The following is a 13,195-nucleotide window of genomic DNA, read 5'->3' as shown; positions in this document are numbered from 1 at the left end:
CGCCCCGACTTCCGGCCACGTACCCGTCCGACCCGCCACACCCCGCACGGAGGAGACCCGTCATGCACGCCACGAAGCCGTCCGCCCAGACCCCCGACACGCCCGCCGAGGAGCACAACGGATTCACCGCCGAGGAGCGGGCCGCGATGAAGGCCCACGCGCAGGAGGGGAAGAAGGCGGCCGCGCGACGCGGTCTGTCCCGGGCGGAGAAGGAGGCGGCGGCGGAGCAGGACGTGCTCGCCAAGATCGCCGAGATGCCGGAAGCGGACCGGGTCCTCGCCGAGCGGATCCACGCCATCGTCAAGGCCGCCGCTTTGGACCTCACCCCCAAGCTCTGGTACGGGATGCCCGCGTACGCCCGGGACGGCAAGGTCGTCTGCCATTTCCAGAGCGCGCAGAAGTTCAAGTCGAGGTATGCCACGCTCGGCTTCAGCGACCAGGCGGCGCTCGACGACGGCGCCCTGTGGCCCACCGCCTACGCGGTGAAGGAACTGACCGCAGCCGATGAAGAGCTCATCAGCGCGCTCGTGAGGAAGGCGGTCGGCTGAGGCCGGCCGGGACGGAACCGGCGGCCGGAGCGGCCATGCCGTGGGATCCGCCGGACCCCACGGTCGGGCCCGCTAGGCCGTGGCCCCTTCACCTGAGCCGGCCGAGGACCGTGGCGGCCCGGCGCAGTGCCTCCTCGGGGGAGAGCCGGGCACCGTGGCCGAAGGCATGGTCGAAGGCCGCGTCGCCCAGCGTGGCGCGGGCCGCGTGGGTGATCCGGTCGACGTCGGCGCGTTCGGCCGGCGGCAGGGGTGCGGCCACGCTGCGGCGGGCCGCGTCGGCGGCGCCGAGCAGCAGCGCCGCGCAGCCGGCGGCCGGCTCGGTGCCGTGCAGGGCCGCCGCGCCGGCCAGGCCCTCCAGGGACAGCGCGAGGGCGCGCGGCTCGCCGAGCGCGCGGGCCACGTCCAGGCCGCGCAGATGATGCGCCGCGGACCGCTCGGCGTCGCCGCGCAGTTCGGCGATGAAGCCCAGTTCGGCCAGCAGCAGGTGGTCGCCCGCCTGCGAGGACACGTCCGCGTAGCCGTCGCGCAGGTGCCGCAGGTGTGCCTCGGCGGCATCCAGGTCGCCGGAGCGGCGGGCGCCGAGCGCGAGGCCCATCCCGGCGTGGATCTCACCGTATGTGTAGCCCTGTTCGGCGGCACTGCTCCGGGCCTGCTCGTGCAGCTCACGGGCCCGGTCCCAGTCGCGGTCCAGCAGCGCCAGGCGGCCCAGACCGGACAGCCGCGCCGACTCCTCGGCCGCCAGGCCCAGTTCGCGTGCGATGCGCAGCCCCTCGTGCTGGCGGCGCGCGGCCTCCTCGTACTCGCCCTTGATCTCGGCGAGCGCCGCGAGCGGCGACACGGTCTGCAGTTCGCCCCAGCGGTCGCCCACCTCGCGGAAGAGTACGGCGCTGCGCCGCCCGTCGCCGCCCACCCCGGCGAGATCGCCCCGGATCAACGCGAGCGCGGCCCGCAACCCGAGCGTGGCGGCGGTGCCCCACCGGTCGCCCGCCGCGGTGAACAGCTTCAGCGCCCGGTCGTTCGACTCGCTGCTGTCGTCCGCCGCTCCCGCGCTGAACAGGCCGTACGCGCACAACCACAACGTCCGCGCGCGGCGCGCCGGGTCGGGGACCGCGTCAGCGTCCGGCATGCCGGCGGCCGCGTCGTGATCACCGGTGAGCAGTGCGAAGGCGGCGTGCAGCAGGACCGGTTCGGCGTGCTCGGAGTCCGCCGTGGCGGCCGTGGTGGCGTCCAGGACCGCGCGCAGGCCGCGGCGGGCCTGGTCCAGCCGGCCGCGCAGCAGCCACCACCAGGCCAGCGCGGCGGCCAGGCGCGCCGCCTCGGTCGGCGTCCCGGCGGCGGCCCGGCGCACCGCCTCCTCCAGGGCCGCCCGCAGGTTGCCGGAGTCCGCGTCGAGCCGCGCGAGCCAGGACCGCTGTCCGGCGCCGCGCAGTTCGCCTTCGGCGCGTTCGGCGAGCCCGAGGTAGTGGCGCAGGTGCCGATCGCGTACGGCGGCGTGGTCCTCCATCTCGTGCAGCCGTTCGGTGGCGTACGCGGCGACGGACTCCAGCAGCCGGTAGCGCGGGCCGGTCGGGCCGCCCACGACGGCCACCAGCGACCGGTCGACGAGCCGGGACACCAGGTCAGGGACCTCGGGTCCGGCGACGCCCTCGCCCGCGCACACCACCTCGGCCGCCCGGAGGTCGCAACCACCGCTGAAGACGGACAGGCGGCGCAGCACGATGCGTTCGGGTGCGCTGAGCAGTTCCCAGCTCCAGTCGATCATCGCGCGCAGGGTCTGCTGCCGCTCGGGCGCGCCGCGCCGGCCGGAGGTGAGGAGCCGGAACCGGTCGCCGAGCCGGGCCGCCAACTCGCGCACGCCGAGGGCGCGTACCCGGGTCGCGGCCAGTTCCAGGGCGAGCGGGATGCCGTCCAGGCGGCGGCAGATCTCCGTGACGGCGGCGCGTTCGGAGGCGTCACAGGCGCTGGAGGCGGGCGGGCGGCCGGGTGCCGAGGCGGCGGCGCGCTGTGTGAAGAGCCGTACCGCGTCGGCGGTGGGCAGCGGCTCCACCAGGAACACCTCCTCGCCCGGCAGGCCCAGCGGCTCCTGGCTGGTGGCCAGTACGCGCAGCCCGGAGGCGGTGCGCAGCAGCAGGGCGGCGAGTTCGGCGGCGGCGTCGACGACGTGCTCGCAGTTGTCCAGGACCAGCAGGGTGCGGCGGTCGCGCAGTACGTCGGCGAGGTGTTCGACGGGCGAGCGGGTACCGGTGCCGCAGACCCGTACGGCGGCGGGCGAGTGGTCGCTGATGCCGAGGGTGGTGGCGACGACCTGGGCGAGGTCGGCGGCGGTCCCGTCGCGGACGCCGGAGAACTCGACGAACCAGGTCCCGTCAGGCAGGTCGGCGCCCCACTCACCTTCTCGGACCGTGTCGGCCGCCGCCACGGCCAGCCGGGTCTTGCCCACTCCGCCGGGGCCGGTGAGGGTCACCAGGCGTGCGCCGCGCAGGAGTCGCGAGAGGCGGGCGCGGGACTCCTCCCGGCCGATGAGCGGGGTGAGGGAGGCGGGCAGGTTGGACGGGGCGGGCGTGGCGCGCGCGTTCGCCTCCGTGGTGGGCCGGGGGTGGCCGGCGGCCGGCTCCGGCTGTGAACGCGGGTGGGCCGCGTCGCGCGGCGCCGGGGCCAGCTCGGGGGCCTGGCGGAGCACCGCCTGGTGCAGGGCGGCCAGTTCGGGGCTCGGATCGACGCCCAGATCGGCGAGGAGAAGGGCGCGCAGGTCCTCGTACGCCGCGAGCGCCTCGCTCTGCCGGCCCGTCGCGTACAGCGCTCGTATCCACAGCGCACGCAGCCGTTCCCGCAGGGGATGCCGGGCCACCAGGTCGGCGAGCTCCCCGGCGAGGAGCACGTGGTCACCGGCGGCCAGGCGGGCCTCGGCCTGCTCCTCCCGTACGGACAGCCGCTGCTCGGTCAGGCGCCGCGCGGCCCCGCGGGCGAACTCCAGGTCCGCGAAGTCGGCGTAGGCGGGACCGCGCCACAGGCCGAGTGCCTCGGTGAGCAGCGCGGCCCGGGCGCTCGGGGCCGCGATCTTCCGGGCCCGCTCCGTCAGTTCGCGGAAGCGGGCGGCGTCCACCTCGTCGGCGTCTTCCAGCCGTAGCCGGTAACCGGGCGGCTGGTGCTGCACGCGGTCCCGGCCCAGGACCCGGCGCAGCTGTGAGACCTTGGCCTGCAGGGCGCCCGCGGGCCGGGCCGGCGGCCGCTCGCCCCACAGGTCGTGGATGAGGCGGTCGGTGGAGACCGGGCCCCCGTCGTGCGCGAGCAGATCGGCGAGCAGGGCCCGTACCTTCGCCTCGGGAACCCGGACGGCGACCCCCTCGTCGTCCCACACCGTCAGTGGGCCGAGCACCCCAAACCGCATGGGCGTCACTGTACGTCACGTACACCGTTGCGCCAGGCCGCCGCCGAGGCCGGCCCCGTGAGCCGGACGTGAGCCGACCGTCAGCGGACCCGAAGGTTTTCCCGAGCGCCCCCGCGCACAGTCGTGTCCACCGGGCAGCGCCACGCGCCGGGCCCAAGTGACCGGTGCGGGGGAGGAAGCGGCGGCATGACCAAGTACGCGGGCCGCACGGCCGTCGTCCTGACCGGGGCCCCCGGGATCGCGCTGGCCATCGCCAAGCGCCTGGTGGAAGGCGGCGCCCAGGTCGTGCTGACCGCCCGCACCACCGAGGAGCGCCACCGCCGGTGCGCCGAACTGGGGTCCACCGCCCGGATCGTCGCACCGGCCGATGTGCCGGCCTGCCTCGGCGGCGGCGCCGACCTGCTGTTCGCCGACGCCGCGGACACCGTCCGGCCACTGCTGCCGTGCCTGGGCGACGGCGGCGCGGTCGTCCTCACGGCGCCCGGCGCGCCGTCCGCTGCCCTGCGCGCGCTCGCCGCCGAGCTGGTCTCGCGCGGCATCCGCGTCAACGCCGTGGCGCCGGGCTGTATCAGGGCGCCGGGCGACGACGCCGTCCCCCTGCCACCGATGGGCCGTCTCGGCGCCGCCGAGGAGGTGGCCCGGGCCGCGCTCTTCCTGGCCACCGATGCCACCTTCACCACCGGTGTCCGCCTCCCCGTCGACGGCGGCCTCGGCCGGCCCTGACAGCGCACCGGCCCTGACAGCGCACCGGCCGTGCGGGGACCGCCCACGGCGACCGCCGCGGCCCGGGCCCCGCGATCCACCTCACCCCGACCCGTCCCCACGACCCTGGAGCACACCATGAGCACCGCACCCGACACCGCGGCCGGTTCGGCCGCGGAACCCGGCACCGCAGGGCGCCGTCACGGCGCCGGCGGGGAACCGCGGAAACTGCCCATGCCGGCCCTGCTGGCCCTGGCGACCGCCGTCTTCGTCACCAGTCTCACCGAGAGCCTGCCCGCCGGTCTGCTCCCGGCGATGAGCCGGGACCTGCACGTGAGCGAGTCCGCCACCGGGCAGACGGTCACGATCTACGCGCTCGGCACCGCGCTCACCGCGATCCCGCTGACCGCGGCCACCGCCGGCTGGCGCCGCAAGCGGCTGCTGCTGACCGCCATGGCCGGCTTCGCCGTCGCCAACACCGTCACCGCGCTGTCCTCCCTCTACGGGCCCACCATGGCGGCCCGTTTCGTCGCCGGGGTCGCGGCGGGTCTGGCCTGGGCGCTGCTCGCCGGGTACGCCCGCCGACTGGCCCCGGTCCCGCTGCGGGGCCGGGCGATCGCCGTCGCGATGGCGGGCATCCCGGTCGCGCTCTCGCTCGGTGTGCCCGCCGGCACCTTCCTCGGCAAGGTCACCGACTGGCGCGTGGCCTTCCTCGCGATGACGGCGCTGACCGTCGTGCTGCTGGCGTGGATCGCCGCCGCCGTGCCGGACTTCCCGGGCCAGGAGCGTGGCGGGCGGCCCAGGATGCTGCACGCCCTGCGCGTCCCGGGGGTGACCCCGGTGCTGTTCGTCACGCTGGTCTTCGTCCTCGCGCACACCGTCGTCTACGCGTACATCGCCACGTTCCTCGACGACCTCGGCATCGGCGGCAGCACCGGTCTGGTACTGCTGGTGTTCGGCGCCGCCTCGCTGGCGAGCATCTGGATCGTCGGCGCGCGGATCCACCACCGGCTGCGGGTGCTGACCATCGCCGGTTCACTGCTGGTGGCCGTGGCCGCCGCGGTGCTGGCCGTGCTCGCCGACCACACCGCCCTCGTCCACCTGGCCGCCGCGCTCTGGGGCCTGGGCTGGGGCGGAGTGCCGACCCTGTTGCAGACCGCGGCCGGTGACGCCGGTGGCGAGTCGGCGGCTGACGCGGCCCAGGCGATGCTCGTCACGCTGTGGAACGTCGCCATGGCCGGCGGTGGCGTCATCGGCGGCGTGCTGCTCGACCTCAGCGGCAGCGGTGCGCTGCCGTGGAGCGCGCTGCTGCTCATGCTGCCGGTGATCACCGTGATCGTGTTCGCCCGCGGCCACGGCTTCCCCGCCAGGAGGCCGGCTGCCTGAGCGGGGCCGCGCGGCGGCGAGTTGCGGCGGCACCGGGCGGTCGGCACCGCGTACGACGCGACGACACCGCGCGGCCGCCTGCGGCCGGCGCGCCCCGACGACCGCTACGCGCGGGCCGACCTCACCGGACAGCGGTGATCCCCGCCTCCCGCGAGGACCGGTCCGCTCCCGCGACGGCCCGACCGGCACACCGCGAGGACGTTCGGGCCCGCCGGAGTGCGGGGCGGTCCGAGCCGGCCCGGCGGACCCGTTCGGTCACAGGCCCTGGGCCCGCGCGCCGGCCGGGCGCTCCGGGATCGCCCCGGCACACGGGCCGGCGTCCGGCAGATGGGTCTTGGCCCACTCCGCCAGTTCCCTGAGCGCGGGCTCCAGGGCGGCCCCGGCCTCGGTCAGCCGGTAGGAGACACGCAGCGGCGGGCCCTCGTCGACCTCGCGCAGCACCAGGCCCGCGGCGCCGAGTTCCGCCAGCCGGTCGGAGAGCATGCGCTCGCTGATGCCGGGGATCGCCCGGCGCAGGTCGGCGAAGTACGCGGGCCGGCCCACCAGGACGGCCACGATCGGGCCGCTCCAGCGCTTGCCGAGCAGCTGGAAGACGCGGGTGATGCCATCGTCCACCCGCTTGCACGCCGCGCTGTCGTGGGTCTGCTCCGCCGCCATGTGATCAGGGTACTACCTCGCCATAGGGAGGTGAGAAAAAGTAAGTACCTGTGTTAGATATAGCTGAGTACGAAAACTTAGCCCCGCCCTCGCCGGTGTCGGGCTGCCCCGTTCGTCTGTCTGGAGACACACATGGCCACCCTGCTGCACATCGACTCCTCCGTGTTCCCGGGCGAGGCATCGGCCTCGCGCGCCGTGACGGCGGCGTTCCGCGCGCACTGGCAGGAGCGGCACCCGGAGGGCACGGTCGTCTACCGCGACCTGGCGGCGCGACCCGTCCCGCACATCACCGCCGCGGCACACACGGCCGGCTTCGTCGACCCGGCCTCGCACACGCCCGAGCAGGCCGCGGCCTTCGCCGAGCGCGTACGGCTCATCGAGGAGCTGGAGCGGGCCGACGCGGTGCTGATCGGCGCCCCGATGTACAACTTCACGATTCCCTCCACCCTCAAGGCATGGCTGGACAACGTGATCCTCATGGGCCGCACCGCGGGGGACACCCAGTCCGCCAAGGGCACTCCGGTGACCGTCGTCGCCAGCCGGGGCGGCTCCTACGCGCCGGGCACCCCGCGCGAGCCGTACGAGTACGTGCAGAACTACCTCGCGGCCGCCCTCGGCGACGGCCTGGGCCTGGCGGTCGACTTCATCGTCCCGGAGCTGACCATGGCCCCGCACAACCCGGCGATGGCCCAACTGGTCCCGCTGTACGAGGCCTCCCGCGACCGTGCCCTGGAGGATGCCGCCGCGAAGGCGAAGCGGCTCGCGGAGCGCCAGGCAGCCTGAGCTCCCCCGCGGCGCCGGTGCGCCGCTGCCGGCCGAGCGATGTCGCTCGCCCGGCCGGCAGCGGTCGCGACCTGCCGGAGTGTCCCCGGCAGCGGTCGCGCGGTGTCGCGGTGTGCTGAGAACGCCCGGCGGATCCGGCTCACATCCGGGCGTACGGCTGCGGCGCCAGCGTCTCGAACGGGAGCCGGACGGTGGTGGCCGTCCCGGTGTCCGCGTTGGACGTGCGCAGGGCCGTCAGCTCCTCCGCCGTCAGCGCGCGCCGCACCAGGCGGAACTCGTCCAGGGAGCCCTTGAACCGGTCGTAGCCGTCCGGCCTGGCCCCCAGATGGAGACCGAGCACGGCGAAGCCGTCCTCGTACGTCACCGAGCCGGCCGGAGCCGTGGCCTCGCCGGGCGCTCCACCGTCCACCGACAGGCTCAGCCTTCCGCCCGCGCGCTGGAGCACCACATGGTGCCAGGCGCCGTCGCCGAAGGCTTGGGCCGGGCCGGCGTCGGTGACGTGGACGGTGGTGGTGGCCGTGTCCGTCTGCAACAGGGCGGCGATCCGGTCCTGGCCCGGCTGGGCCCGCAGCCACAGTTGGCGTTCGGCGCCGCCGACGCCGTACGCCCAGAAGAGGACCTGGTTGGCGCTCGTCTGACTCGCCGTGTAGCGCATCCAGGTCGCCACGGTGAAGTCGCCGGAGCCGAGGGCCTCGTCCGCGCCGTACGGCAGTTCGACGGAGTCGTCCGTGCCGTCCAGGGCGAGTCCGGCGCCGAACCTGCCGCCGCCCGCCGAGGTCGTGGGCCGGGCTCCGCCCCGCACGTAGGCGTGGTCGCAGTGCACCGACGAGTCCGGGGTCGCCGGGCCCGCGGTCGGCCTGACCACCAGGTGGGATTCGGTGTGGTCGTTCTCCATGGACCACGACAGGGCGGGCCCGTCGGCCGGGTAGCCGCCCGTGGAACCGACGGCGGACCGCGCGGTCCTCGTCAGCTCGTCCGTCGTCAACGCCCGCTTGTAGAGCCGTACCTCGTCCAGGGAGCCGGTGAACACATCGAGGTCGCCCGGCTTGGAGCCGACCCTCAGCCCCTCCGGCGTCGCCGTCGAGGTGAGGGCGCCGGACAGCCCGGCCGTCTCGGCTGCCGTGGTCCCGTCCACGCTCAGCCGCAGCGTGCCGCCGCTCCGGCCGACCGAGAGCAGGTGCCAGGCGCCGTCCCCGAAGGCGGCCGACGGGCCGGGATCGGGCAGTGCCACCTGCACCGCGCCCGCGGGTGTCTCGGCGTACGCGAGCAGCCGCCGCTGGGACGGCTGCGCGCGCACCCACAGCGAGGGTTGGCCGGAGACCGAGCCGTAGGCCCACAGCAGCGCGGCGTTCGGGTCGGTCTCGGTCAGGGTGTGCCGGAACCACAGGACGTAGGTGAAGTCGCCCGAGCCGACGTCGAGGGCCGGCAGATGGGGGACCTCCACGCCGGGCCGGGGCGCCGACACGGAGATCGCGCCCGCGCCGACCCGGCCGGGCACCTCACCGGGCACCCCGCCGAGCAGGGTGCCGTCGGCGCAGTGACCCGAGACGTCGTCCTCGATCGCGACCGAGGTCAGCGCGGGCACATCGGCGGTGTCGACCACCTGGAACGGCAGCCGCACACCGAGCGAACCGTCCGCGGAGGGGGCCGCGTTCCCCGTGCGCAACTCGGCGAGCTGGGCGTCCGTCAGCGCGGCGCGGTACACCCGGAACTCGTCCAGGGCGCCGCTGAAGGGGTCACCGGCGGTGGCGTCGGGCTTGGCCCCGAGCCGGATCCCGTCCACGCCGTCGACGCGGTCGGCGCCGACCGGCCCGGCCACGCCGGTGGCCTGCGCCGAGGACGTGCCGTCCACCGAGAGCGTGATCCGTCCGCCGTCGCGCACCAGCGTCAGGTGGTGCCAGGCGTCGTCGCCGAAAGCGGTCGACGGGCCGGCGTCGGCCAGCGCGACGGAGGCGGTGCCGCCGGTGCCCTGCACCCAGGCGTACAGGCGGTCCTGGCCGGGCTGGGCTCGCACCCACACCTGCGGTTTCGTCGCGCCGTACCCGTAGGCCCAGATCAGTACCCGCTGCTGGGTCTCGCCGGGCTGCGCCGTGTACTTGAAGAACAGCGAGTAGGTGAAGTCGCCGTCGCGCGGGTCGATGCCCGGCGTGTACGGCACGTCGGCGTACTCACCGGCGGCGTCGAGGGCGAGCCCCTGCCCCCAGCGGCCGGTGCCGAGCGCCGAATCCCCTGCGAGATAGGCGTCGTCGGCGTCCGGCGTGGTGTCGGGGGTGGTGCGGCCGGCGGCCCGGGAGGCCTGCGGGTGGACCGCGCCGGTGAAGGTGCCCGGCACGCCGGCCGCCGCCGGGGTGAAGCGGTTGAAGTAGACGTTGGCCGCGGAGAAGCTGTCGCCGCCCTCGTAGACCAGGCCGATCTCGCCGTCGGTCAGCTCGGCCAGGTCCGAGTAGCCGGCCCGCTGGGCGTTGATCTGCGCGGCGTCGCGCCAGGTGGCGCCGCGGTCGGTGGAGTAGCGGATCCGCATGTTCCGGCGGTCCGTCGGGTGCGAGGGCGCCGAGAGGACGAGCGTGTCACCGGGCGTGGCCCGGTACGTCTGCTCCAGCGCCAGGACCGACGCCTGGACCTGGGGCGTGGTCAGCGAGGGCACGACCTGCTGCGCGGGCACGGTCGCGCCCGCGTCGGTGCTGACGGCGTGCGTACGGTGCCCGGACGAGGTGCCGTTGTTGTTGCGGGCGTTGATGTAGACCTGCCCGTTGTCGAGTTCGGCGACGGTGGGCTCGCCCGGCAGCAACCCGGGGCCGTAGGAGTCGGCCGTCTCGCTCGCGAACCAGTCGTCGCCGTTGTCGCTGTAGAGCACACCGACGAGCTGGCCGTCGTGACCGGGCCGCGGAGGGGACTCGTACGCCCCCACCACCAGCCGGCCCGCCTTGTCGCCGCGCTTGAGCTGGATGCCGTGCCCGGGGCCGGTGCCGAACCAGCCGTCCTGCGGGTTCGCCAGCCGGGGCAGCGGCTCGGGCGCGCCGAAGGTCAGCCCGTCGTCGGTGCTGTGCTGGATCCGCGGCAGCCGTTTGCCGCCCGGCTCGGCCGGTTCCGCCGTGGAGAGCAGATGGACCTCGCCGGTGCGCAGGTCGGCGACGGGGGAGGCGTTGCCGCGGGTGAAGGGCGTCTCCGGGTCGGTGTCGCTGCCGGCGAGCGCCACGCGGACGGGGCCCCAGGTGCGGCCGCCGTTGGTGGAGCGGCGGACGACGATGTCGATGGCGCCGCGGTCGCCGCAGGAGGGCGAGCGGCGGGCCTCGGCGAAGGCGAGCAGGGTGCCCGCCTTCGTACGGACGATCGCGGGGATGCGGAAACAGCCGTATCCGGCGGTCCCGGAGCGGAACAGGATCTGCTCGGTCCCGATGAGGCCGTCGGCCGACGGCTGGGTACCGCCGGCGGCGGCGGGCGGAGCGACGGCTCCGAGCAGGATCAGGGGCAGGGTGACGAGGGCGGCGCCGAGGGCGCGCACGCGTAGTCGTAACACGGCGGTGCAGACCTTTCTGGTGCGGTGCGGACCCGCGGTGCGAGCCCGCGGTGCGGACCTGGCCGTGAGCGGAGCGCCGCCCGGCTCCGGCCCGCCCCGGCTCCGTGCCTGGTGGACGGAAGGAAGCGGGGCGGAGCGGGCGGCGGTGGGGGGCGCGGGCCGTGGCGGCCGTCGGGCCGCCACGGCCCGCGCTACGGCGCGGTCACTCGGCCGGCGGGGCGGGCAGCTTGTGGCCCTGGAAGTCCGGTGCGTCGGCGGCGGCGCGCATCGCGCTGAGCGAAGAGGTCTGCCGGACCTGGTAGATGCGGGTCTGGTTGTCGGCGGTACGGAAGGTGTAGGCCCAGGTCGCACCGGTGGGGTTGGTGTAGGTGAAGGCGGTCGGCTCGGTGGCCGAGGTCTCGTAGGTCTCCTGGTCCCAGGCACGCCAGGCACCGCTGCCCTGGGCGGTCTCGCCGGTGTTGTGGATGTAGCCGTCGGCGCCGAGGACGACGACCTCGGTGAGGCCGGTCAGCGGGGAGATCACGGCGCTGGGGGAGCCCTGCGCGGTGACGCCGGCGACGGTCTCCCAGGCTCCGTAGGCCCCGCCCTCGGCGGACTGGCCGGTGGTCAGCACGTTGCCGCTCGGGTCCGTGGCGAAGACGCGTATGCGGTAGCCGGGGTAGACGACGACGGACGGCGTGCCGTTGGTGGCCTGAGCGCCCAGGCCGGTCCACGCCGAGAGCGTGCCCTGTTCCTTGAAGAGGGCCGTGGAGAGGGTGCCGTCGGCCTTCCTTCCGAAGAGCTGGATGCCGTCGCGCACGGTGACGGCGGTGAGGGGGCCGGTGAAGCCGGTGCCGGAGAGCGGCATCCAGCCCATGAAGTCGACGTTGGCGCGCTGCTGGACGCGGTACCAGGGCTTGCCGTCCGCGTCGAGGGCGAACTGGGTCATGAGACCGGAGGGGGTCTTGCCGGTGACGGCGTGCTGCTTCATGGCACCGGCCAGATCGATCCAGTTGCCCCAGTCGGCGCTGCCCACGGCGCTCTGGTTGCGCTGCCAGACGCTGCCGGAGGTGTTGTGGGCGGTGACGACGACGCGGCCGTCGGTGTGCGCGGAGAGCGAGGGACGGCCGGTGAACGCCTCCTGGCCGGAAATGACCGTCCACTGGGCGCCGTTGATGTCGGCCGGGTCGGTGCGGCCGTGGACCAGGCGGCCGATGTTGTCGGTGTAGGCGAGCTCCAGCTTGCCGTCGGACGCCTGCATGACGGAGTTGGGGGTGTACGACTCCAGCGGCACGGGCGTCGCCGCGGGCGTGTGGTTGACGTTCAGCTTGCAGATGTCGGGCCCCGCCGAGACCGAGACGTAACCGGCCCAGCCGGACGCCGCGACCTGCTTGTTGTAGACGGCCCAGTCGCGGATGTCCTCGTCGAAGCGGTAGTACGTGACCGCGCCGCCGCCCTTGACGCGGAACAGCGTGTCACCGCCGTACGACGGCATGAACTTGGTGTCGCTCCAGTCGGCGGCGGACTCCAGCACATGGCGTTCGATCCAGCGCTGGCTGGTGTAGTCGTAGCGCGAGCGGTAGAGCTTGCCGTCGGTCGCGTCACGGCCGTATATGACGCCGCGGTCGCCCGCGTAGATGGCGTCGTAGTTCCAGCCCTGGTCGACGATCTTGCCGCCGCCCTCGACGAAGTCGTTGGCGGTCGCGTCGTAGCGGTACCAGCGCAGCTCGTTGTTGGCACCGGAGAGCGTCCATATGTAGCCGCCCCGGTCGATGGTGATGTCGTCGGTCCGGTCGGCGGCCTTGAACTGGGCGAAGCCGGAGCTGATCTTCCGGTGGTGGACGTCCCAGGTGTTGCTGGAGCTGATCCGGTGGCTGTAGTACAAGCCGTCCGACTTGATGCCGTAGAAGGTCGCACCGGGGCCGGCGAGCATGTGGCCGTAGCCGGTCCAGGTGGTGTCGATGGTGCTGCCGGCGGGCAGGGCGTTGCCGGTCGCGGGGTCCGGCATGTCCATTCTGCTGAGCTTGCCGGCGGAGTCCAGGGCGTAGGTGGCCCCGTTGGAGCCGCAGGTCAGCGACACGGCAGCCGACGCGGTAGCCGAGGGCAGCGCACCGGTGAGGGGGAGGGCGGTCACCAGGGCCGTGGCCAGAGCAGTGGCGGAGACGAGTGCGCGAGGTGAGATCCGGTTCATGACGTGGACGTTAAGCGTCCGATGGTGAACGCTGCCCTTTCAAG

General features: G+C 74.6%; 8 protein-coding genes and 1 pseudogene. 4 read left to right on the top strand and 5 right to left on the bottom strand.

Features of this window, described 5'->3' with window-relative positions; translation table 11 throughout:
* The first annotated feature begins 62 nt into the window (after positions 1 to 62).
* Positions 63 to 548 carry an iron chaperone gene (locus ACF061_RS12730; RefSeq protein WP_392266856.1) on the top strand — a complete coding sequence of 162 codons (486 nt, stop codon included), beginning with the start codon at positions 63 to 65 and terminating at the stop codon, positions 546 to 548.
* Positions 549 to 636: 88 nt separating this feature from the next.
* On the opposite strand, the gene ACF061_RS12725 is transcribed toward ACF061_RS12730, so the two are convergent.
* Positions 637 to 3,936 (bottom strand): BTAD domain-containing putative transcriptional regulator, encoded by a 3,300-nt coding sequence (locus ACF061_RS12725; protein ID WP_392266855.1) that lies wholly within the window; start codon positions 3,934 to 3,936, stop codon positions 637 to 639.
* A 186-nt stretch (positions 3,937 to 4,122) separates the two neighbouring features.
* Between ACF061_RS12725 and ACF061_RS12720 the strand changes: the two genes are divergently transcribed.
* Both ACF061_RS12720 and ACF061_RS12715 read left to right on the top strand, forming a co-directional pair.
* Positions 4,123 to 4,659 carry an SDR family oxidoreductase gene (locus tag ACF061_RS12720; protein ID WP_392266854.1) on the top strand — a complete coding sequence of 179 codons (537 nt, stop codon included), beginning with the start codon at positions 4,123 to 4,125 and terminating at the stop codon, positions 4,657 to 4,659.
* Between the two features lie 117 nt (positions 4,660 to 4,776).
* Entirely contained in the window at positions 4,777 to 6,024 is a 1,248-nt protein-coding gene (locus ACF061_RS12715; RefSeq protein ID WP_392266853.1) for an MFS transporter, read from the top strand.
* 255 nt (positions 6,025 to 6,279) lie between these two features.
* Here the strand turns inward: ACF061_RS12715 and ACF061_RS12710 are convergent, their stop codons facing one another.
* Positions 6,280 to 6,681, bottom strand: coding sequence for a winged helix-turn-helix transcriptional regulator (locus ACF061_RS12710; protein ID WP_392266852.1), 402 nt, complete (start codon positions 6,679 to 6,681; stop codon positions 6,280 to 6,282).
* A gap of 132 nt (positions 6,682 to 6,813) precedes the next feature.
* Between ACF061_RS12710 and ACF061_RS12705 the strand changes: the two genes are divergently transcribed.
* Complete coding sequence (locus tag ACF061_RS12705; RefSeq protein ID WP_392266851.1) at positions 6,814 to 7,464, top strand: FMN-dependent NADH-azoreductase; 651 nt, start codon at positions 6,814 to 6,816, stop codon at positions 7,462 to 7,464.
* A 139-nt stretch (positions 7,465 to 7,603) separates the two neighbouring features.
* On the opposite strand, the gene ACF061_RS12700 is transcribed toward ACF061_RS12705, so the two are convergent.
* The 3 genes and pseudogenes from ACF061_RS12700 to ACF061_RS12690 form a co-directional block, all read right to left on the bottom strand.
* Complete coding sequence (locus ACF061_RS12700) at positions 7,604 to 9,049, bottom strand: LamG domain-containing protein (RefSeq protein WP_392267040.1); 1,446 nt, start codon at positions 9,047 to 9,049, stop codon at positions 7,604 to 7,606.
* 99 nt (positions 9,050 to 9,148) lie between these two features.
* A pseudogene (locus ACF061_RS12695) lies at positions 9,149 to 10,966 on the bottom strand (exo-alpha-sialidase); the annotation flags it as partial.
* 217 nt (positions 10,967 to 11,183) lie between these two features.
* On the bottom strand, positions 11,184 to 13,151 hold the full coding sequence (locus ACF061_RS12690) for a tachylectin-related carbohydrate-binding protein (protein WP_392266850.1): 1,968 nt from the start codon (positions 13,149 to 13,151) through the stop codon (positions 11,184 to 11,186).
* Between the last annotated feature and the right edge of the window lie 44 nt (positions 13,152 to 13,195).

This window comes from Streptomyces sp. NPDC015220 (assembly GCF_043079345.1).
Taxonomy (GTDB): domain Bacteria; phylum Actinomycetota; class Actinomycetes; order Streptomycetales; family Streptomycetaceae; genus Streptomyces.
This window is presented reverse-complemented; position numbering and strand designations above follow the sequence as displayed.

Coding starts and splice junctions, on each gene's coding strand:
- ACF061_RS12715 (WP_392266853.1), top strand. CDS start 4,777: ATGAGCACCGCACCCGACACCGCGGCCGGTTCGGCCGCGGAACCCGGC.
- ACF061_RS12730 (WP_392266856.1), top strand. CDS start 63: ATGCACGCCACGAAGCCGTCCGCCCAGACCCCCGACACGCCCGCCGAG.
- ACF061_RS12725 (WP_392266855.1), bottom strand. CDS start 3,936: ATGCGGTTTGGGGTGCTCGGCCCACTGACGGTGTGGGACGACGAGGGG.
- ACF061_RS12720 (WP_392266854.1), top strand. CDS start 4,123: ATGACCAAGTACGCGGGCCGCACGGCCGTCGTCCTGACCGGGGCCCCC.
- ACF061_RS12710 (WP_392266852.1), bottom strand. CDS start 6,681: ATGGCGGCGGAGCAGACCCACGACAGCGCGGCGTGCAAGCGGGTGGAC.
- ACF061_RS12705 (WP_392266851.1), top strand. CDS start 6,814: ATGGCCACCCTGCTGCACATCGACTCCTCCGTGTTCCCGGGCGAGGCA.
- ACF061_RS12690 (WP_392266850.1), bottom strand. CDS start 13,151: ATGAACCGGATCTCACCTCGCGCACTCGTCTCCGCCACTGCTCTGGCC.